The sequence below is a fragment of the Janthinobacterium sp. genome, assembly GCF_031995485.1.
Classification (GTDB): domain Bacteria; phylum Pseudomonadota; class Gammaproteobacteria; order Burkholderiales; family Burkholderiaceae_D; genus Janthinobacterium.
The window spans coordinates 46920-66490 of record NZ_DAMAGB010000010.1 but is presented as its reverse complement, the minus strand read 5'-3'; the positions used below and the strand labels follow the sequence as shown (position 1 = coordinate 66490).

17 protein-coding genes are annotated in these 19571 nt (G+C 65.3%); 10 read left to right on the top strand and 7 right to left on the bottom strand.

Annotated features, from left to right (window positions below):
- The first annotated feature begins 16 nt into the window (after positions 1-16).
- Together RTQ46_RS09250 and RTQ46_RS09245 are read left to right on the top strand one after the other, a co-directional pair.
- A complete protein-coding gene (locus RTQ46_RS09250) occupies positions 17-826 on the top strand; it encodes a TatD family hydrolase (RefSeq protein WP_312436107.1) in 810 nt (269 codons plus the stop codon).
- Positions 819-2045 carry a PQQ-dependent sugar dehydrogenase gene (locus RTQ46_RS09245; protein ID WP_312436073.1) on the top strand — a complete coding sequence of 409 codons (1227 nt, stop codon included), beginning with the start codon at positions 819-821 and terminating at the stop codon, positions 2043-2045. The genes RTQ46_RS09250 and RTQ46_RS09245 overlap by 8 nt, the downstream gene beginning before the upstream one ends.
- 13 nt (positions 2046-2058) lie before the next feature.
- Here RTQ46_RS09245 and RTQ46_RS09240 read toward each other — a convergent pair whose 3' ends face one another.
- A complete protein-coding gene (locus RTQ46_RS09240; RefSeq protein WP_312436072.1) occupies positions 2059-3579 on the bottom strand; it encodes a M6 family metalloprotease domain-containing protein in 1521 nt (506 codons plus the stop codon).
- A 161-nt stretch (positions 3580-3740) separates the two neighbouring features.
- Entirely contained in the window at positions 3741-6182 is a 2442-nt protein-coding gene (locus tag RTQ46_RS09235; protein ID WP_312436071.1) for a TonB-dependent siderophore receptor, read from the bottom strand.
- 269 nt (positions 6183-6451) lie between these two features.
- Between RTQ46_RS09235 and RTQ46_RS09230 the strand changes: the two genes are divergently transcribed.
- Positions 6452-6877 carry an IS1595 family transposase gene (locus RTQ46_RS09230; protein ID WP_312436070.1) on the top strand — a complete coding sequence of 142 codons (426 nt, stop codon included), beginning with the start codon at positions 6452-6454 and terminating at the stop codon, positions 6875-6877.
- A 13-nt stretch (positions 6878-6890) separates the two neighbouring features.
- Here the strand turns inward: RTQ46_RS09230 and RTQ46_RS09225 are convergent, their stop codons facing one another.
- Both RTQ46_RS09225 and RTQ46_RS09220 read right to left on the bottom strand, forming a co-directional pair.
- On the bottom strand, positions 6891-7931 hold the full coding sequence (locus tag RTQ46_RS09225; RefSeq protein WP_312436069.1) for a FecR domain-containing protein: 1041 nt from the start codon (positions 7929-7931) through the stop codon (positions 6891-6893).
- A 7-nt stretch (positions 7932-7938) separates the two neighbouring features.
- Entirely contained in the window at positions 7939-8472 is a 534-nt protein-coding gene (locus tag RTQ46_RS09220; RefSeq protein WP_312436068.1) for a sigma-70 family RNA polymerase sigma factor, read from the bottom strand.
- 205 nt (positions 8473-8677) lie between these two features.
- Between RTQ46_RS09220 and RTQ46_RS09215 the strand changes: the two genes are divergently transcribed.
- Entirely contained in the window at positions 8678-9016 is a 339-nt protein-coding gene (locus RTQ46_RS09215) for a Rap1a/Tai family immunity protein (protein ID WP_312436067.1), read from the top strand.
- A 16-nt stretch (positions 9017-9032) separates the two neighbouring features.
- The gene (locus RTQ46_RS09210) at positions 9033-9491 is read left to right on the top strand and encodes a T6SS effector amidase Tae4 family protein (protein WP_312436066.1); all 459 of its coding nucleotides are present in this window, start codon (positions 9033-9035) and stop codon (positions 9489-9491) included.
- A 130-nt stretch (positions 9492-9621) separates the two neighbouring features.
- Here the strand turns inward: RTQ46_RS09210 and RTQ46_RS09205 are convergent, their stop codons facing one another.
- The gene (locus RTQ46_RS09205) at positions 9622-11601 is read right to left on the bottom strand and encodes a helicase-related protein (protein WP_312436065.1); all 1980 of its coding nucleotides are present in this window, start codon (positions 11599-11601) and stop codon (positions 9622-9624) included.
- Positions 11602-11728: 127 nt separating this feature from the next.
- On the opposite strand from RTQ46_RS09205, the gene RTQ46_RS09200 reads away from it, so the two are divergent.
- Positions 11729-14146 (top strand): DNA internalization-related competence protein ComEC/Rec2, encoded by a 2418-nt coding sequence (locus RTQ46_RS09200; protein WP_312436064.1) that lies wholly within the window; start codon positions 11729-11731, stop codon positions 14144-14146.
- Here the strand turns inward: RTQ46_RS09200 and RTQ46_RS09195 are convergent.
- Positions 14143-15078 carry a LysR substrate-binding domain-containing protein gene (locus RTQ46_RS09195; RefSeq protein WP_312436063.1) on the bottom strand — a complete coding sequence of 312 codons (936 nt, stop codon included), beginning with the start codon at positions 15076-15078 and terminating at the stop codon, positions 14143-14145. The two genes, RTQ46_RS09200 and RTQ46_RS09195, sit on opposite strands and share 4 nt — an antisense overlap.
- Before the next feature lie 153 nt (positions 15079-15231).
- Between RTQ46_RS09195 and RTQ46_RS09190 the strand changes: the two genes are divergently transcribed.
- The 4 genes from RTQ46_RS09190 to dcd all read left to right on the top strand — a co-directional run bounded on the left by RTQ46_RS09190 (position 15232) and on the right by dcd (position 18265).
- Entirely contained in the window at positions 15232-15993 is a 762-nt protein-coding gene (locus RTQ46_RS09190; protein WP_312436062.1) for a sulfite exporter TauE/SafE family protein, read from the top strand.
- A gap of 21 nt (positions 15994-16014) precedes the next feature.
- Positions 16015-16710 (top strand): HAD family phosphatase, encoded by a 696-nt coding sequence (locus RTQ46_RS09185; protein WP_312436061.1) that lies wholly within the window; start codon positions 16015-16017, stop codon positions 16708-16710.
- Between the two features lie 57 nt (positions 16711-16767).
- Complete coding sequence (locus tag RTQ46_RS09180) at positions 16768-17568, top strand: alpha/beta hydrolase (protein ID WP_312436060.1); 801 nt, start codon at positions 16768-16770, stop codon at positions 17566-17568.
- Between the two features lie 130 nt (positions 17569-17698).
- Positions 17699-18265, top strand: a complete 567-nt coding sequence (dcd, locus tag RTQ46_RS09175; RefSeq protein WP_065309048.1) for a dCTP deaminase — start codon at positions 17699-17701, stop codon at positions 18263-18265.
- A 1-nt stretch (position 18266) separates the two neighbouring features.
- Here dcd and RTQ46_RS09170 read toward each other — a convergent pair whose 3' ends face one another.
- Positions 18267-19502, bottom strand: coding sequence for a PrpF domain-containing protein (locus tag RTQ46_RS09170; protein WP_312436057.1), 1236 nt, complete (start codon positions 19500-19502; stop codon positions 18267-18269).
- Between the last annotated feature and the right edge of the window lie 69 nt (positions 19503-19571).

Here is a 19571-nt window from a genome sequence, read left to right as displayed (position 1 = left end):
GAGGAACTTCGCCATGCTGTGGATCGATACGCACTGCCATCTGGACGCGCACGAATTCGGCGCGGAATCGCTGGACGTTGCCGCGCGCGCCCGAGAGCAGGGCGTGGGCATGATCGTGATACCCGCCATCGAACGGGCGAACTTTTCCATCGTGCGCGACCTGGCGCACGGCGCGCCGAACGCCTGCTACGCGCTGGGCATCCATCCGATCTACGTGCCGCACGCTACCGATGACGACCTGCTGGCCCTGCGCGAGGCCGTGGCGGCAGCCATGACCGATCCGCGCTTTGTCGCCATCGGCGAGATCGGCCTGGACTTTTTTATCCCGATGCTGGCGCAACCGGCCATGCGCGCCAAACAGGAGCACTTCCTGCGCGAGCAGCTCAAAATCGCGCGCGATTTCGACTTGCCCGTGCTGGCCCATGTGCGCCGCTCGCAGGATATCGTGCTCAAGCACGCGCGCCAGATACGCCCGAACGGCGGCATCGCCCATGCGTTCAACGGCAGCTTCCAGCAGGCGCAAGGCTATATTGACCTGGGCTTCAAGCTGGGCTTCGGCGGCGCCATGACGTTCACCCGCGCGCTGCAGATACGCCGCATGGCGGCCGAGCTGCCGTTGACCGCCATCGTGCTGGAAACCGACGCACCCGATATTTCTCCCAGCTGGATCCATCCGGGCCGCAACAGCCCGGAGCAGCTGCCCTGCATCGGCGCCGTGCTGGCCGAGCTGCGCGGCATCGATCCGGCACACGTGGCGGCGCAAACCGGCGCCAACGCCCGCGCGGTGATGCCGCGCCTACCTTTGACGGACAATGAACATGCATAAAACCCTACTTGCAGGCCTGCTTGCAGCAGCCAGCATCGCCCCTGCCATGGCGGCCGACCTGTGCGACGGCATGCCGCGCCTGGACGTCACCACCCCGGCCGGCTTCTGCGTGGCCGTGCTGGCCGACGGCATGAAATTTCCGCGCGGCGTGCTGCCGCTGACCAATGGCGACGTGCTGGTCACCGACATGGCCGGCTGGACGGCCAACCAGGGCAAGCTGTGGCGTTTGTCGCGCAAGGCCGGCGGCGCCGGCTTTGATCGCAAGCTGCTGCTCGACAAGCTCGATCGCCCGAACGGCATCGTGCAGGGACCGGACGGCATGGTGTACGTGGGCGTGGTGGGGCGCATCTTCCGCTTCGACCTGCGCGACCCGGCCACCATCACCGACGTCATCGGCGGCACCGCCGCGACGCCGCGCCTGCCGGGCCTGGGCCTGCATCTGCTGACCAATATGCGCTTCAGTGCCGAGGGCAACCTGTATGTCAACGTGGGTTCCAGTACCGACCACTGTGAAGGCAAGGACAACAAGGCGCCCGACGCCGGCAAACCGTGTGCCAGCGCCGAAGGCAAGGAAGCACTGGGCGCGATCCGCGAATACAAGATGAGCTGGCCGGCCGGCACGGTCGCCAGCTGGAGCACGCATGCGCACGGCCTGCGCAACTCGATGGCGCTGGCGTTTCATCCCGCCACGGGCGCCCTGTGGCAAGCCGAAAACGCGCGCGACGCGATCCAGGCCGCCATTCCAGGCCTGAAAAGCGACGAAGACCTGCCGCACGAAGAACTCAACCTGATCAAGGCCGGCCAGCACTACGGCTGGCCCTACTGCTACGACAGCAACGTCGCCAGTCCCGAGTATCCGAAGACCGGTTGCGCCGCAAAATATGTCGCGCCACAGCGCCTGTTGCCGGGCCACGCCGCACCGCTGGGCATGACCTTTTATACGGCCAGCCGCTTCCCGGCCATGTATAAAAACAGCCTGATCATCGGCTACCATGGCTACCGCGCCAACGGCCACCGGCTGGTGGCGCTGCTGCCCGACGCAGCCGGCGCGCCGCTGGGCAAATCGGTCGAGCTGATCAAGGGCTGGGAGCGCAAGGGCAAGCAGGGCAGGGGCGCGCCGGTCGATGTGAAGCAGGGCCAGGACGGCGATATCTACCTGGCCGACGATCACAACGGGCTGGCGCTCAAGCTCCACTATGAGGCGCCCGCCACAAAGTGAGAACGTCAGGCGCTCAAGCCTGCAACACCTTGAACGACATCGACAGGCCGGCTTCGCTGATCTGATCGAGCTGCAGCCCGGACGGCGCGCCATTCCACCAGCGGCTGGCGGGCGCCGTGCCGGGGCCGAAGCGGGTATTGCCGTTGGCGGGGAACAGGTCGCCCGCGTCGCCGCGATTCGATGAATCGCGTTCCAGGTCGCACTGTCCGTCGGCCTGCATCAGCGCGCATTCATAATGCTGCGCTTGCGTCATCTGCTCGAACTTGTTGTCGCCCCGTTCATCGATATGCCAGATCGCCAGTCCCTGCGAAGGCAGGGACTGGTCGCGGCCGCTGGCCAGGCGGTTTTCGATAATGAAGTACTCGGCCTGGTTGGCGCTGTTGCGGTGGAGATGGAACTGGTTGGCATTGGCCTCGGCCGTCGCGCGGCCCGGCTGGATGCTGGCGGTGGAAGCGGCCCAGCCGGCGCGGTATTTCAGGTAGGCGTTGACCTGCGTGGGGTTTTTCTTGTCGGCATTCGAGCCCGAGCACATCAGGCAGAAGTCGCCGATGCCCGACGATTCGGCGCCATAGTCGTACAGGTCGGGAAAGTCGCAGATCATGTGGCCGTTCTCATGGCAGAAGGTGCCCAGCGCCAGTTCCTGGCCCATGTCGGTGATCTGATAGTCAAAGCTGTGCATGCCCGGACCCAGCTGGTATGGCGTCAGCAGATGGAATGCATGTGGCCACAGCCCCTTGGCCCAGTTGTTCACGCGCTTGCCCGCATAGAACACATTGGTGGCATACACGTATTCCTGCCCGTCCGTCGTCAGGCTGGAAAAATCGAAGCCGTTGCGCTTGAAGTGGGCCAGCGCCTCCCTGATCAGTTCGCGCGCCCGCTGCGGCTGGGGCACGCGCTCATTGGTGTAATAGCTGCGCGGCTGGCGCGCCGTGTACCAGGGCGTGACCAGGTTGGTATAGTGCATGCGCCCGCCCGAGACGTCGAGAAAATAATCGTGCACCGAGCCATGGTTGCCAAAGCCGTTGTAGCCGGGCTGGTTGCAGAACCGCGCTACCTCTTCCTGTGAAATCGTGGCGCGCACATCGGGAAAGTCGATCAGCAGGCACAGGCCGACAAAGTCGCCGACGGTTTCGCGTTTGGGCGGCGCCGGCATGATATCGGGCGCCAGCAGGTGGGCGCGCAGGTCGGCCTTGTACTGCTTGCGCCGCTGTTCCCAGCGCGAGCCGCCCGGCCGCAGGATGGCGCCGTCGCGTACCCTGGCGCGGGCCGCCTGCGGCGCGATGCGCAGTCCTGGCGCCAGGCCCAGCGCCCCGGCGGCGACCTCGCGCGGCCGTGCGCCGCTCGACAGCAACTGCTCGCCGTCCTCGCTCAGTTTCGCATACATGTAAAAGCCGGTGGCCGGATTTTCCACCACCGTATAGCCGTTCAGCGCCTCGAACGCGGCGTGATACTGGTTGCCCCAGCCGCGCACGGCAAGGTAGCTGCCGTCGGGCTGGACAAATGTGAATTCTTCTCCATGAAATGGCGTGCACATGCGACTCTCCCTGTCAGTGCTGCATCAGTTGACGACGAGCCTGCCGTCATGACAGGCTCGTGCTGGCCCGCTTGCGCCGCAAAACCGGCGGCGGGTCGCTGATAGACAGGCTGGCTGCGGCAAGGTTCATTGCCGTGCACGCACACCGCCACGGACCGGCGTCAGAGCGTGCCGCGCAGTGTCAGCACCACATTGCGGGGATCGCCATAGTAATTGGCGTTCACAAAGCTCGACAGGGTGCTGTAGTAGCGCTTGTCGAACACATTGTTGACGTTCAGCGTGGCCGACCAGCGCGGGTTGATCTGGTACTTGAGCATGGTGTTCCACACCGCCCGTCCGCTGACATTCGCCGTCAGCGCACCGACCGTGCGGTAGCTCGAACTCTGGCTGTTCACGCCGCCGCCCAGGGTAACGTCGCGCAGCGCGCCCGGCAGCTGGTACGTGCTCCAGACGCGCAGCATGTGCTTCGGCGTGTAGGTGTTGAAGGACAGGCCGCCGCTGTTGACGTCTGCCACATATTTGGTGCGGTTGAAGGTGTAGCCGGAAAACAGATTCCAGCCGGCCGCCAGCTTGCCGCTCGCTTCCAGGTCGACGCCTTCGCTGCGCACCTTGCCCGTGTCGATATAGCAGTAGTAGTCGCTGCGGCAGGTATCGCTGCTGTTGTAGTCTTCCTGCGCGCGGTTCTTCTGGTCGACGCGGAACAGCGCCAGCGCCGTATTGACGTGGCCATCGAACAATTCGCCTTTCAGGCCCACCTCGACGTTCGCGCCCGTCAGCGGCTTCAATGCCTCGCCCGATTCCTTCTGCTCGTATTGCGGCGAGAAGATCTCGGCGTAACTCGCGTACGCCGACCATTGCGGATTGATGGCGTACACCAGGCCTGCATACGGCGTGACCTTGGCGTGTTCGCCCTGGTCGGTGGTCGACACCGACGGGCTGCGGCCGGTGGTGACGGTGTCCCACACGGTGCGCGACCAACCCAGGCGGGCGCCGACGATCAGCTTCAACGGATCGGCCAGCTGCATGCGCAGCGCGCCATACGCGCCCGTCTCGCGCGACTTGCCGACCCGCGCTTCGCGCAGGTTGCCGTCGATGAAGGCGCCGGTCGGCTCGGGGAAATCGGCGTTGAAATTATTGATGTCGAAGGTGTAGTAATTGGTGCTCACGCCATACACGGTATGGGCCACGCTGCGCGCATGGTTCAGGCCAAGCACCACTTCATGCTGGCGGCCCAGCGCCGCGAACTTGCCGGTGACGCTGGCGTCGATGCCGGAAATATCGTTGTCGGCCACGGTGGTCGAAGCGCGCAGCGCGCCGCGGTTGGTGGCCGGATTGATGGCCAGGCCGGAGCCGGCATACTTCATGTCGTTCTTTTCCTTCACGTACGCGGCGCTGACCTTGAGCGTCCAGTCGTCGTTGAAGTGGTGCGACAGGTCCAGGTAGGCGCCGCGGTTCGAGTTGTCCTGGCGGTTCCAGCGCGCGCCGAGGAAAGTCGAACGGGGCAGGTTCAGGTCCTGCGCATTGCTGTAGCGCGGCAGGCCGTTCAGGAACGGCGTTCCCTTGACCTGTTCCGAACTCAATGCCAGGTTGACCTGGGTCTGCGGCGAGAAATCGTATTCGAGCGTGGCGAACAGGGTCGGGCTGCGGCGCTCCACGTAGTCGATGAACGAGTGCTTGTCCTCGTAGTCGGCCACCACGCGCCCGCGCAGCGTGCCGTCATCGTTCAGCACGCGGCTGGCATCGAGCTGCAGGCCATAGGCATCCCACGAGCCGGCCTTGGCGGTGACGGTGGTGGTGTTGTCGGCCAGCGGGCGCTTGCGCACCAGGTTGACGGCGCCGCCCGGGTTGCCGGCGCCCTGCAGCAGGCCGGCGGCGCCGCGCAGCACTTCGACGCGGTCATAGATGGCGGTACCGGCCGAGAAATTGCTGGCGCGGCCATACATGCCGCGGTTCAGCGGCACGCCGTCGTACTGCACCGTGGTCAGGTCAAAGCCGCGCGAGTAGATGTACTTGCCGCCCTGCGGGCTTTGCTGGATCGTTACGCCGGTGGTGCTGGCCAGCGTATCGTAGACGGTGGTGAGGTTCTGCTCGTCGAGCAGCTGGCGCGTGACCACGCTGACCGATTGCGGAATATCCTTGAGCGCCTGTTCGCCCTTGACGATGGTGACGAGCCGCGCGGTGTAGGCGCCGCTGCCTTCGGTGGTGGGACTGATGACGGGCGCCGCGCTGACCGTCACGGGTGCCATCATCTGTTCGGCAGCCGGTTCGGCGCGCCGGGGCCGCACCGTGACGGCCGTGCCATCGATGTCGGCGGCCAGGCCGCTGCCGGCCAGCACGCGCTCGAGCGCCTCGCGCGGCGTCATGCGGCCGTTGACGGCTGGCGCCGTCTTGCCGGCCACCAGCGCTGGCTGCACCATCAGGTCGAAGCGGGTCTGGCGCGCCAGCGCATACAGCGCCTGCGCCAGTGGCTGGGTACCGATGCTGATCTCGACCGGCGCTTCGGCGCTGGCGACGGCCATCTGGGCCTGAGCGAAAGAAAGGGGCGCAAAGGCGAGGGCGACAGCCAGGGCGAGCGGAACGGGGTTGCAGCGAAAACGGGACATGCGATCTCCAGAGAGTGTAAATAAGAATCCTTCTCATGCAGACGCATGGCAGGGGCGCTTCCCCAACCTGTTGCCGTAATTTTTTGGCTATGTCAGCGAAAAAGGTTGAAACATTCTGACGTTGCTGGGGTCTAACTGATCAGAAATCTTCTGTCAGGAGACGGTCATGCATCCAGTCCGGTGGCGGGCGCTCATCGCGCAATTCTCGCAGTGGTCGCAGCGCCAGCGCCGGGACGGCATCGCCCTGTTGCAGGACGGTACGGCGCAAGATGCCGCCATCCTGCATCCTGGCAGCGCGCGACCGTACCGGGCAAACCGTCGATTTTGTTGCCGGCCGTGGCCAGCTCAGCAAGGCGAAACTGCATGCCTGCCTGCCGGGCATCATCGATCGCGACATTTTGCTGGTCAGCGATGGCCATCCTGCCCATGCCGTGTTCGCCCGCGAGTTCGGTATGGCGCATGCGGCGGTGAACTTGCGCGCGGGCATCCGCGTGCGCGGCACCGTCCACGTCCAGAATGTGCATGCCTATCACAGCCGCCTGCGCGGATGGCTGAGCGCGTTTCATGGTGTAGCAACACGCTATCTGCTCAATTACCTGGGATGGCGCTGGATCCTCGACGCCAGGAGAATCATCTCGCCACAAGGCTTGCTCAAGGCCACCATGGGAAGCTTTCCACACCTGATGGTGACATAGCCAATTTTTTTAATTAAAGTGCCGCAATTTCGGTGACGCCGCCCTCGCGGCGCAACTGCACCGGCAGCACGCGCGGCAGCACGCGCAGGAAGTTATCGAGCCGCAGGGGATCGAAGCTGCCCGTTACCCGCAGCTGCGCCACCCGCGCGTCGCGCAGCACCAGGCCGGTATGGCGATAGCGCGCGAATTCGGCCAGCACCTCTGCCAGTGGCGTGTCGTCGAAATTGACCCGTCCCTCGCGCCACGGCGCGATGCCGCTCTGCGTTACGGGCTTGATTTCACCGAGCCGGCCGGCCCGGTCGGCGGCGATGCGCTGGCCGGCACCCAAAGTGACAAACGGTGCATTGTCGAGAGTGCTGCTGCGCGCCACGCGCACGCGGCCTTCCTCCACTTCCACCCGCACGTCGTCGACGCTGCCGGTGCCTGGAGTATGGCGCACTGAAAAGCGCGTGCCGACCACCGTGATGCGCATGGCGCCAGCCAACACGTCGAACGGCCGCGCGGTATCGCCGTGCACCTGGAACACGGCCTGGCCTTCGAGCAGCCGCACTTCGCGGCGCTGCCGGTACAGGGTGATGTTGACGCGGGTGGCGGTGTCGAGCCGCAGCACGCTGCCGTCGGGCAGGGTGACGGCCTGCTGCTGCCCCCGTGCGCTGGCAAAACTGGCCGTGTAGACCGGCTGCCGCTGCCAGTGCTGCCAGGCCAGGTAGCCGCCGCCGGTGGCCGATAGCGCCAGCGTGGCCAGCGCGGCGCGGCGCGCCATGGCCTTGAACCAGTCGCGCCGCGACGCGGAAACAGGGACGCTGGCAGCTGCCTGATCCACCGCCAGCTGGCGCCGCAGCTGTGCGATGCCGTCCGCCGGCAAGGCATCGAGCCGCGTCCAGTCGCCATGCCAGCGCGCATACGCGGCGCCGTGCGCGTCGTCCAGCGCCAGCCAGGCCTCGAATTGCGCCGCTTCCCCGGCAGTCAAGCTGCGCTCGCGGCGCACGAACCAGTCCAGCGCCTGCTGGTCGACGGCGCTCTGGGGAGTATCGGATGGCGATGGCTGGTTCATGGCTGGCTCAGGGACGTGGAGAGGAGGACGCGCCGTCCTGCGCATCCTGGCAGCGGCGGCAGGCCTGCATGGCCAGCTTGATATGGCGTTCGACCATGGTGACGGAAATGCCCATGCGGCGCGCTACCTCGGCTTGCGACAGGCCGTCGAATTTATGCAGGATAAACGCTTCGCGGCAGCGCAGCGGCAGCTCGGCTATCACGGCCAGCATGGCTTCAACGGCCTGCGCCGACATGGCGGCCGTTTCCGGCTCGCTGGCGGCAGGCGCGGCCAGCGTGGCGAAGATATCGGCCGCACCGTCGCCATCGTCTTCCATGGTGTCTGACCCTTGGCCACGCACGGCGCTGCGGCGGTGCCGGTCGATCACCAGGTTGCGCGCGGTGCGGTAGAGCAGGGCGCGCGGCTCGATCACCTGCTCGCCCGACTGCTGCAAGGCCAGCACGCGCACGTAGCTTTCCTGCGCCAGGTCAGCCGCCGCATGGCGGTCATTGACGGCGCGCGACAGGAAATTCAACAGTTCTCGGTAATAGTGTGTGAGCACGGGGATCCAGGGCCAGGGGACGGCGTATGTCGATTGCAGGCTGGCTGTGCTGCGTTGGCTGACCCAAAGGCGCGGAAAACCCCTTGGTATTTCCGGCGGCCCTGATTCTACAGGCTGGAGGGCGATGCCGTCCATGCTTGACTTCGCTCAGTGCGCGGCAGGTCGCGCTGCCTACAATCGGTGGATGCCCATTGCGACGCCCGCCATGCGACTTTTTTTTCTCCTTGCCGCATTCTGTTTTTTCAACGCCCAGGCGTATCCGATCTACTCGACCGCGCCGCGCCTGAGCGCCGCGCAGCTGCTCGCCCATCTCGATCAGGACCCGCGCTACGTCAAAGGCTACCTGGCCGGCGTGGCCGATGCCGCGCAGGGCCGGCTGTGGTGCGACACGGGCCGTGTCAAGTCCGTGGAACTGGACGGTATCGTGATCGCCGGCCTGAAAACACTCTCCGAACAACAACGGCAGGGCGACGCGGCGCGCCTGGCGCTGACCATCCTGGCCCGGCACTTTCCCTGTACCAACCCACCAAAACCGGGAGGTTGACGTGAAACCTGCATTCATGAAGTTGCGTGAAAATTACTACAGCGTGGCGGCCGTGGACCAGGCCACGCTGTTTCGCGAAATCGGCTGGCAGGACCTGATCGGCAAGGACAGCTTCGCCAACACCTGCGCAATTCGCATCAGCCTGGCTTTAATCAAGTGCGGCGTCAGGCTCAAGGGCCGCATGACGATCAACAAGGGACCGTTCAAGGGCGCCTGGATCGAGCCGGGCCAGGCCAGGCTGGCCAACATGCTGGCCAGCCCGTCGATGTTCGGGGCGCCCGAAAAATTTGCCAGGGACGAAGCGATTGCCGGCATCGGCAACCGCATGGGCATCGTGGCGTTTTTCCGCATCCCCGGCTACCTGGGCGGCACCGGGGGGCATATCGATATCCTGCTGCCGTCGACCGGCGTCAAGGTGTGCGGCTCGGAATGCTACTGGACCTGCGACGAAGTCTGGTTCTGGGAGTTAAGATAAATAGCCGCGCCATCAAGTTGACGAGTTTTAAACCCAAAAAGCAAATTCCGGGGTCGGACCCTCAGGGTCCGACCCCGGTATTTTGCCGTCAGGGGTGAGCGCAAAATCCGCCGGCTTAATGGCATGAGCGCTACGCGCGAAACTTTTTGCTGCGCCCGCGCGAGGCCGCATTATGTGCGCGCAGGATGGAGTCCACGCGCTCGGATGCGTCGCGCGACAGGTTTTGCGCCACCTCGATATCGGGGAAGAACTCGGGCAGGCGGTAGCTGAGCCAGGCATAGGCCGAGTAGTAGCGGCAGGTGTCTTCCACCTGCTGCAGGTTCTGCGTGCCGCCGCCGTACGCATGCTGGCGCAGCGTGCTGGTTTTACCCAGCGACAGATTCTTCGCCCAGTGCTCCCACGCCGTCTGCAGTGACGGCACCTTGCTGGAAATGGGCACCAGCGACAGCGTGAACTTGTCGGCCACGGACAAGGGCAGCGTGTCGAGCCAGATGGCGCGCTCCTTCTGGTCTTCGGTAATGCGCGGGAAGAAAAAGCCGTCCGGCACGTCGATATTGTGGATAAAGCGGCGCAGAAGTTTGCTCAGCGACTGCTCGCCCGTCACCGACGAAATGCGGTGCAGATGCTCGAGCGATGGCGCCACGGCAAAGCCGCTGGTATTGAGCGGATGCAGCTTTTCCTTGAGCAGCGCGCGCATCACTTCATGCGTCTCGTTGTCGTAGCCGGCCACCAGGCCTTCTTCATGCACGCCGTAGCGGCCCGCCCGCCCGGCGATCTGGCGCGCCAGCGCGGCCGAAATCTCTTCCTCTTCGCGGCCATTGTATTTGACGCTGGTGGTCATCACGATGCGCGCGATCGGCATGTTCAGGCCCATCGCCAGCGCATCGGTGCCGACCACGATATCGGCCGTCCCGTCGCGAAAACGCTGCGCCTGCGCGCGCCGCACTTCAGGCGACAGGTTGCCGTAGACGGTGGCCACCGACAGCCCGGTCTCCGTGATCATGTCGCGCCACATCAGCACTTCTCGGCGCGAAAACGCGATCACTGCGTCGCCGCGGCGCAGGTTGCGCACCTTGCGCACGGCCGTCGGCTCCATCGACAGCGGCGCCATGCGTTTCAGTACATGCACTTCGAGCGGGCATTCCAGCCGCTCGGCCAGCGCCTCGATCGCGCGCCGCGCTTCCGGTGCGCCGACCAGGTAGACGGTATGCGCCGGGGCGCCGCAGACGGCTGCGGTCCAGGCGGCGCCCCGGTCCGGGTCCGCCAGCATCTGGATTTCATCGATCACGGCCACGTCGACCATGGTTTTCGTGTCCAGCATTTCCACCGTGCTGGCCACATGGGTGGCGCCATCGACCGTGCGGCGCTCTTCGCCGGTGATCAGATTGACTGCCAGCGGTTTGCCGTGCGGCCGCGCTTCCTGCAAGCGCTCGTAGTTTTCCAGCGCCAGCAGGCGCAGGGGAGCGAGATAGATGCCGCTTTTGGCTTTCGCCAGCGCTTCCATCGCGCGGTGCGTCTTGCCCGAGTTGGTGGGGCCGAGCAGCGCGACAAAGCGGCGCGGCAGCCGGCGCGCCATCTCGAACGAAGCCGGATATTCGGCCAGGTTGATGCTCTGGCGCGTGCGCGCCGCATGCTGCTCTTCCTGCTGGCGCTCGATGGCGTGGTTGAAGCGCTGGCGGATGCGGTCGAACACCATGCCGGCCGGCTCCGACGTCTGCATGTCGTCCAGCGTATGCAGGAACAGCATCGGGTCGGCATCGACATCCTCGCTCTGGCCGGCGATATCGGCCACGAAATCGGTCACATGCCGGCGCAGCTCCTCGAAGACGGCCGCGCTGGCGCGCTCGCGCACCAGCGCCAGTTTCGCGTCGCGGTCCATCTTGCGCCACTTGGCCGGCCGCGCCAGCACGCCTTGCGCGGGCACCAGCGCATACGGCACGCGCAAGCCGCCGGCCCGCACTTCGCCCGAAAAGCGCACGAACACGCGGCCTTCCATTTTGACCAGCCGCACATGCGCGGCCAGTTCGCCCAGTTCCTGGACCAGGGTGGCGTCGTTGTTGTCTTCGGCGAGGTCGTCAGGGTTGGTTGCAGGTAAAGCGGAGGAAGTCATGGAAAGCCTGGGTGTAGGGATGCGGGGTCGATTATACCGTGCCGGACAGCGATGATCTGGCGCAAACCCGGCCCGTGCCGGAAGGGCTACAGTAGGCGGCTCGCTACCCGACTGCCGCCCAACCGTCATGCGCCTCTTCCTGCTTGCCTTTGCCTTTGGTGCCGCATGGCTGCAGACGCAGGCGAGTCTGCCGCCGTATCCGGCGCTGGCCTTGCTGCTTGTCGCCGGCCTGGCCGGCGCGCTGCTCTGGCAATGCCGTGGCCGGCTGGTGCGCGCCGGCGCCTGCCTCGCTTGCGGCGCGGCCCTGGGTTTTTACTGGTCCGCCTGGCTGGCGCAACTGGCGCTCGCACCCCAGCTGGCGCTGGCCGACGAAGGCCGCGACATCACGATCATTGGTACCGTGGCCAGCCTGCCCTACCAGTTCCAGCAGGGCGTGCGCTTCAATTTTGCGGTGGACAGTGCGGCCGGCGCCGCCGTTCCGCCGCTGATCGCGCTGTCCTGGTATGCCGGTTTTCGCGATGAAGTCACCAATGACGTGGGCGACGTGCAGCCCGGTGAACGCTGGCAGTTGACGGTGCGCCTGCAGCGTCCGCACGGCAATGCGAATCCGCATGGCTTTGACTATGAAGTGTGGCAGCTGGAGCAGGGCGTGCGCGCCACCGGCCATGTGCGGCCGGCGCCGCGCCTCGCTACGCCCAATGTACGCCTGGACAGCTTTGTACCCGGTTTCAATAACGTGGTGCAGGCCAGCCGCGCGGCGCTGCGCTCGCGCATCCTGCGCAGCCTGCAGGGAAAAGAGTATGCGGGCGTGATCGTTGCGCTGGTGGTGGGTGACCAGCGCGCGATTCCCCAGTCGGACTGGCAGGTGTTTAATCGCACGGGCGTGAGCCACCTGATTTCCATTTCGGGCCTCCATATCACCATGATCGCAGGCATGTTTGCGCTGGGCGCGGGCGCCTTGTGGCGGCGCTCGTTTTTCACCGGCCGGCAACTGCCGCTGATCCTGCCCGCGCAAAAAGTGGCCGCGCTGGCCGGTGCCGTGACCGCCTTGCTGTATGTGCTGCTGGCCGGCTTCGGCGTGCCGGCCCAGCGCACCTTGTACATGCTGGCCGTGGTGGCGCTGGCGTTGTGGCTGGGGCGCATCACCAGCATTACCCATGTGCTGTGCCTTGCGCTGGGCGTGGTGGTGCTGCTTGACCCGTGGGCCGTGCTGTGGCCCGGTTTCTGGCTGTCGTTCGGGGCGGTGGCGACGATTTTATATGCCACCGTGGGCCGCACTGCGCTCCATGTGCAAGCTGATGCCAGCCGCTGGCAGCGGGCAAGAACTGCGCTGGCATTGGGCGCCCACACGCAATATGTGGTAACGGTGGGACTGGTGCCGCTGACCATGCTGCTGTTCTCGCAGGTGTCGCTGGTCTCCCCGGTCGCCAATGCGCTGGCGATTCCCGTTATCAGCCTGCTGGTGACGCCCCTGTCGCTGCTGGGCAGCCTGCTGCCCGCGCCCTTGTGCGACGGGGTGCTGCTGCTGGCGCATTTTCTGGTGCAGATGCTGGCGCAGGTGCTCGACTGGCTGGGTGCGCGCCGCTTCGCCGTCTGGACCGCACCGGCGCCGCCCGCGTGGAGTTTTTGCTGGGCCCTGTTCGGCACGGCCTGGCTGCTGGCGCCGCGCGGCTGGCCGCACCGCTGGGCCGGCATGCTTAGCTGGATCCCGCTGCTGACGGCCTTGCCATCGAGTCCGCCACCGGGCCAGCTGTGGGTCACCGCCTTTGACGTGGGGCAGGGCATGGCGCTGCTGGTGGAAACGCACCAGCACCGGCTGCTGTACGACACGGGGCCGGCGTATGGCCTGGACTCCGACGGCGCCAGCCGCGTGATCGTGCCGTACCTGCGCGCACGCGGCATCGGCCAGCTCGATGGCCTGATCATTTCGCACAGCGATACCGACCATGCGGGCGGCGCGATCTCCCTGCTGAAAAATGTGCCGGTGGGCTGGCTGTCGTCGTCCTTGCCCGATGGCCACCCGGCCGTCGCCTTCCAGCGCCGGCTGGCTCGCCCGCACATGCGCTGCGTGGCGGGCCAGCGCTGGAGCTGGGAAGGCGTGCGCTTCGAGATGCTGCATCCCTTGCTTGAGGCTCATCACGATATCGCCCTGAAACCGAACGCCCGCAGCTGTACCGTGAAAATTACGGCCGGCCGGCATGCGATTCTCTTGGCCGGCGATATCGAGGCGGCGCAGGAAGGCGAGCTTTACATGCGTTCGCGCGCGGCGCTGGCGGCCGACGTACTGCTGGCGCCGCATCATGGCAGCGGCACCTCGTCTACGCAGGCGTTCTTGAATGCGGTCGAGCCGTCGCTGGCGATTTTCCAGGTGGGGCATCGCAACCGTTATCGGCATCCGAAGGCGGAGGTGTATCAGCGGTATGGGCAGATGGGGATCGCCAGGCTGCGTACCGATGTCGCAGGCGCGGTAATGATGGCGTTCGGGGAGGCGCTCGCTGTCGAGCAGTATCGCCGCAGCCGTCCACGGTACTGGCATGGGCGTTAACTTTCAGCCAGCTGCGCTCGCTCATCCGGTATCTCCAGCCCCCGTTGCTTCACGTACTCGAGAAACAGCCTTGCCCCCTTGGCCATCCGCGACGTGCCATACACCGCATGCATGCTGGGATCGAGTTCCTTTGACGAGGTCAGCCGGTACGCCGGACAAACGCGCACCAGCCCGCCGCTGGCCACCGCCGGCTCCGCCAGCCAGCTGGCCAGCCGGGCGATGCCGGCGCCTTCCAGCGCGGCCTGGAAGGTGGCGATGCCGGACGTGAAGCGAAAGCGGGGCTGGACCTGGTAGCGCACGTTGCGCTCGCCGCAAACAAAATGCCAGTCGCGCAGGATGCGGGGGGCGGAGTGCATGATGACGTCGTGAAAGGCCAGCTCTTCCGGCTCGGCGGGCGCGCCCATGCGCTCCACGTAGTCGGGCGCGGCGTACATGTAGCGGCGGTAGTTCCACAGGGGGTAGCCGATCAGCTCGCTGGACTGCGGGAAGGCGCCGCGGATGGCGAAGTCGAGCTTTTCCTGGATCGGGTCGATCGATTTGTCCGAAAAGTGGATATCGACCGAAACGTTCGGGTAGTCGCGCGAGAACTGCGCCACCAGTTTCGGCAGGAAGCCCAGCGATAGGATTTCGGGCGCCGAGATGCGCACCCAGCCTTGCGGGGAGTTGCTCAGTTCGGCCAGCTGGTCTTCCGCTTCGGCCTGCGTTTCCAGCAGATGCCTGGCCGAGGCGTAATAGGTTTCGCCGGCGTTTGTCAGCGTGAACTGTTTTTGCGTGCGCAGGATCAGCTCGGCGCCGATCGCCTCCTCCAAGAACTGGATGGCGCGCGTGACGGCCGACGGCGAGCGGCCCAGCATGCGCGCGGCATGCACGAAACTGCGCTTCTCGACCACCGTGCAAAAGGCGCGGATTTCCCACATCAGCTTGATCGACATTCGTGCTCCCGGCAGCATAAAAGGGCAGTAGACCGTATTGGCCGCCATTTCGTCAAGCGTTATGCCTGATTGCGCTTTCCGCAATATGAAGTTGCATCCAGAAAAATCTGGCGCGCCTATACTGCCTGCTGTTCCCATCCTACCGTGACCGCCATGCTGACCATTTCACTGCTGTGCTTGTTTGCCTTCTTTGCCGGCCTGATCGATGCTGCCGTGGGCGGGGGCGGGCTGATCCAGCTGCCGGCCCTGTTCAACCTGATGCCGAACATGGCCTCGACGTCCCTGCTGGGCACCAACAAGCTGGCGTCGGCCTGCGGCACCACGTTCGCGGCGCGCTCGTTTATCGGCAAGGTGCATGTGCCGTGGCTGCTGGTGCTGCCGGCCGTGGCTGCCGCGTTTGCCATGTCGTTCCTCGGCGCGGCGGCCGTGTCGTATGTGCCGCAGCAGGTGGTGCGGCCGATGGTGCTGGTTTTGATCATCATCATGGCGATCTACACCTTTATCAAGAAGGACTTCGGCAGCCTGCGCGAAGCGCGCACGGTGGGACCGCGCGAGCGCATCCTGGCCGTGATCATCGGCGGCGCCATCGGTTTTTATGACGGCCTGTTCGGGCCGGGCACGGGCAGCTTCCTGATTTTCCTGTTTATCCGCGTGTTCGGCTTCGACTTCATTCTCGCTTCGGCCTGCTCGAAACTGGTCAATATCGCCACCAACGTGGCCGCGCTGGCCTTCTTTATTCCTGCCGGACACGTCGTGTATGCAGTGGCCGCGCCGATGGCGGTATGCAATATCCTGGGCGCGCTGACGGGGACCTGGATTGCCGTGCGCCGTGGCGCCGCCTTTGTGCGGGTGCTGTTCCTGGTGCTGCTGGTGATGCTGATACTCAAGCTGTCCTACGATATTTTCTTCAAGTAAGCGTCTGCAAGCAGAACTGCCATGAAAACCATCGAGGGCGTGCTGTGGGATAACGATGGCGTGCTGGTCAATACGGAGCAGCTGTTTTATGAAAGCAACCGCGAGGTGCTGCTGCCCTATGGTATCGAGCTGACGCCGAAACAGTTTTTCGACTGGTTTCTCGACAATCACTATGGCGCCTGGCATCTGCTGCTGCGGCAGGGCCACGATATCAGCCTGGTCGACCGCCTGCGCGCGCGGCGCCAGCAGCTGTTTGCCGAACGGCTGCGCCAGGCGCGGCAGTTGATTATCCCGGGCATGGCCGAGGTGCTGGGCAGCCTGCGGCCCCATGTGGCGATGGGCGTGGTGACCAGCGCCTACCGCGAACATTTCGAGCTCAGCCATGCTGCCGGCGGCCTGCGCGAGCATCTCGATTTTGCGCTGACGCGCGAAAGCTATGCCGAGAGCAAGCCGGCCCCCGATGGCTACCTGGCCGGTTTGCAGCGCCTGGGCCTGCCCGCCAGCGCTTGCGTGGCGGTCGAGGATGCGCCGCGCGGCCTGCGCGCCGCCCAGGCGGCGGGACTCGAATGCATTATCGTGCGCAACCACATGAACCGCCATCATGCGTTCGACGGCGCTTTTTGCGTGGTGGAATCGGTTGCCGAACTGGGGGCAGTGCTGGCGTCGTTCGTGCCGGGCATGGCGCAGCTCTCCCGGCAATTAGAGCAAGTGCTCTGATCCATCTTGCCGGCCTGCCATTACAATCAGCCATCGCATTGCCGAGCAAACGCCACCATGACACGACCGCAGCTTCATTTTGCCCACGCCAACAGTTATCCGGCCGGCACCTACCGCCAGCTGTTCGCGCTGCTCGAAGAACATTATCAGGTACAGGCGCTGGACATGCACGGCCACGACCCGCGCTATCCCGTCAGTGCCGGCTGGCCCGAGCTGGTGCGCGAGCTGACCGATGACCTGGAACGCCGCTACAGCGCGCCCGTGATCCTGGTCGGCCATTCGCTGGGCGGCATGCTGAGCGTGATGGCGGCGCGGCAGCGGCCGGACCTGGTGCGCTGCGTGGTGCTGCTCGATTCGCCCGTGGTGGCGGGCTGGCGCGCGCTGTTCGTGCGGCTGGCCAGGAACACCACCATCGGCGAGCGTTTTTCGCCGGCGCGGTTTTCGGCGCGGCGCCGCAAGGTCTGGCCCGATGCGCAGTCGGCCTACGAGCATTTTGCCGCCAAGGATATTTTTTCCGTCTGGGCGCCGCAGGTGCTGCGCGACTATATCGACAGCGGGCTGGCGCCGCATCCCGATGGCGTGCAGCTGCGCTTTACGCGCGAAGTGGAAACGGATGTGTACCGCGGCTTGCCGCACCATATCGGCGGGCTGGTCAAAGGGGACTTTCCGGTGCCGGTCGGCTTTATCGGCGGCCTCGACTCGGTCGAGTGCCGGCAGGCGGGGCTGGCGGCGACGAAAAAACTGGTGGGCAAGTTTTTCCGCCAGGTGCCGGGCGGCCATCTGTTCCCGATGGAGTCGCCCGGACTGACGGCAACGGTGGTGCATGAGATGATTTCGGCCTTGCTGGAAAAACGCTGACGCATGGCACGAATTTCCATGCGCAGGGGCCAACGGCAGCGGGTTTTCGCGTAAAATCCTGCCATCCGGGCCGCGCCCCTCCGGGCGGCGCGCCCCAGCCATTCCGATATTCTAGAAAGATGCCCCAGCGATGACGATTAAAAGCGATAAATGGATACGCCGCATGGCGGAACAGACGGGCATGATCGAGCCGTTCGAGCCCAACCAGGTGCGCGCCGTCGATGGCCGCAAAGTCATTTCCTACGGCACCTCGTCGTATGGCTATGACATCCGCTGCGCCGACGAGTTCAAGATTTTCACGAACATCAACAGCACCATCGTCGATCCGAAAAACTTCGATTCGAACTCGTTTGTCGACGTGAAAAGCGATGTCTGCATCATTCCGCCGAATTCGTTCGCGCTGGCCCGCACCATCGAATACTTCCGCATTCCACGCAGCGTGCTGACGATCTGCCTGGGCAAGTCGACCTACGCACGCTGCGGCATCATCGTCAACGTGACGCCGTTCGAGCCGGAATGGGAAGGCTATGTGACGCTGGAGTTTTCCAACACCACGCCGCTGCCGGCAAAAATCTACGCCGGCGAAGGCTGCGCGCAGGTACTGTTCTTTGAAAGCGATGAAGTGTGCGAGACCTCGTACAAGGACCGCGACGGCAAATACCAGGGCCAGAGCGGCGTCACCCTGCCGAAGGCGTAAGTTACCTCCTTGCCAGCCAGGCCGCCAGTTCGGGCGACGGCTGGTACAAGGGCATGTGCCCGCGCAGCAGGATCTGCGCGCTGCGCCGGTAGGCGGCGCTCAGGATGCCGAGCGTCATGCCCATGCTGTCTTGCCGCTGGCGCGCCACGATAGTGGTGTCCAGCCTGCCTGCCGGATTGTCGATGCCGACCGCATGATAGTCATACTCCGTTCCCACCACTGACATGCCTTGCGCGACGCCGTGCGCCACCGTGCCCGGAATCAGGCAGGCGGCCGCCAGGCAGCAGCCACCCGATACGGCCAGCGAGGCGTGGCCCGATTGCGGCGTAAAGTAGCGCACGGCGATATTGCCGCCAGCTGCCGCCGGCCCCACGATGCAGAACTTCGGTATCGTTTCGCTGCATTCGAGCTCCGCCAGGCTCAACAGCGTGCCGTCGCGCTTCCTCAAGCCCATCAACAGTCCGGCCTCGCTCCATACGCGCCGTATTGCCTGCATGAACGCGGCGTCCGCTTCCAGCTCGGCGATCGATTCCTGCGCTGTCTTGCCGAACTCGCTGGCCAGCGCCATCACCATCGGCACGGCCACGTCCACGCAGGACACCGTATGGCCGGCGACCATATCGCTGGCGGCACCGGTGGGCAGCAGCTGTCCCGTCTTGCTGCCCACCGGGTGGTGCAGGAACAGGTCGACCGCGGGAAAGCTGCCTGCCACGCCGGGTATCGCCGCAGCGGCAAAGCTGCCATCTTCCAGCCGCGTCATGCGCGAGGTGGTGACCACGCCCGTATTGGTATTGCGGATATCGACCTCGTGCGTGCCGATCGCCAGCGCCTCGATCACGCCGCTGTCCAGGCCCCACAGCTGCAGGCTGGACGACATATTGCCGCAATTGACGCTCCAGTCGATGTCGCCGTGCTCGCTGGCCAGCTGCGCCAGCGTGCTGACCAGGCGCGGCCGGCCTTCGTGCTGCTCCACCTCGGCCAGGAAGACCTTGTTGCTGGTGGGGGTGCTCCGGCCCAGGCCCGTGACCTGCCGGTTGCCGGGCAGGCGGCCGGCCAGCGGCACGCCCATCAGGTGGCGCAGCAGTTCGTCGCGCAGCAGCGGGTCGGCCGGCACGGCGCGCGCATGCAGCACCAGGCCGGTCGAGGTGCCGCCGCGTACATGATGGACCGGGTATTCGGTTACCCCGAAGCGCTGGCGGGGCAGGAAGTCGGGCAGGGCGGGCAGCAGGCTTGTCATTGTTTGTCAGCCGGGGAGAGGGCAATCGAGCAGTGTGCCAGTTTTCAAGCGCCTGCGCGCAATTCCCTT

What these genes read in the sequence shown, in the direction of transcription:
- RTQ46_RS09200 (WP_312436064.1), top strand. Translation starts at nt 11,729, where the DNA reads ATGCGCCTCTTCCTGCTTGCCTTTGCCTTTGGTGCCGCATGGCTGCAG.
- dcd (WP_065309048.1), top strand. Translation starts at nt 17,699, where the DNA reads ATGACGATTAAAAGCGATAAATGGATACGCCGCATGGCGGAACAGACG.
- RTQ46_RS09235 (WP_312436071.1), bottom strand. Translation starts at nt 6,182, where the DNA reads ATGTCCCGTTTTCGCTGCAACCCCGTTCCGCTCGCCCTGGCTGTCGCC.
- RTQ46_RS09230 (WP_312436070.1), top strand. Translation starts at nt 6,452, where the DNA reads ATGCCGCCATCCTGCATCCTGGCAGCGCGCGACCGTACCGGGCAAACC.
- RTQ46_RS09225 (WP_312436069.1), bottom strand. Translation starts at nt 7,931, where the DNA reads ATGAACCAGCCATCGCCATCCGATACTCCCCAGAGCGCCGTCGACCAG.
- RTQ46_RS09215 (WP_312436067.1), top strand. Translation starts at nt 8,678, where the DNA reads ATGCGACTTTTTTTTCTCCTTGCCGCATTCTGTTTTTTCAACGCCCAG.
- RTQ46_RS09180 (WP_312436060.1), top strand. Translation starts at nt 16,768, where the DNA reads ATGACACGACCGCAGCTTCATTTTGCCCACGCCAACAGTTATCCGGCC.
- RTQ46_RS09245 (WP_312436073.1), top strand. Translation starts at nt 819, where the DNA reads ATGCATAAAACCCTACTTGCAGGCCTGCTTGCAGCAGCCAGCATCGCC.
- RTQ46_RS09205 (WP_312436065.1), bottom strand. Translation starts at nt 11,601, where the DNA reads ATGACTTCCTCCGCTTTACCTGCAACCAACCCTGACGACCTCGCCGAA.
- RTQ46_RS09195 (WP_312436063.1), bottom strand. Translation starts at nt 15,078, where the DNA reads ATGTCGATCAAGCTGATGTGGGAAATCCGCGCCTTTTGCACGGTGGTC.
- RTQ46_RS09185 (WP_312436061.1), top strand. Translation starts at nt 16,015, where the DNA reads ATGAAAACCATCGAGGGCGTGCTGTGGGATAACGATGGCGTGCTGGTC.
- RTQ46_RS09210 (WP_312436066.1), top strand. Translation starts at nt 9,033, where the DNA reads ATGAAGTTGCGTGAAAATTACTACAGCGTGGCGGCCGTGGACCAGGCC.
- RTQ46_RS09190 (WP_312436062.1), top strand. Translation starts at nt 15,232, where the DNA reads ATGCTGACCATTTCACTGCTGTGCTTGTTTGCCTTCTTTGCCGGCCTG.
- RTQ46_RS09240 (WP_312436072.1), bottom strand. Translation starts at nt 3,579, where the DNA reads ATGTGCACGCCATTTCATGGAGAAGAATTCACATTTGTCCAGCCCGAC.
- RTQ46_RS09170 (WP_312436057.1), bottom strand. Translation starts at nt 19,502, where the DNA reads ATGACAAGCCTGCTGCCCGCCCTGCCCGACTTCCTGCCCCGCCAGCGC.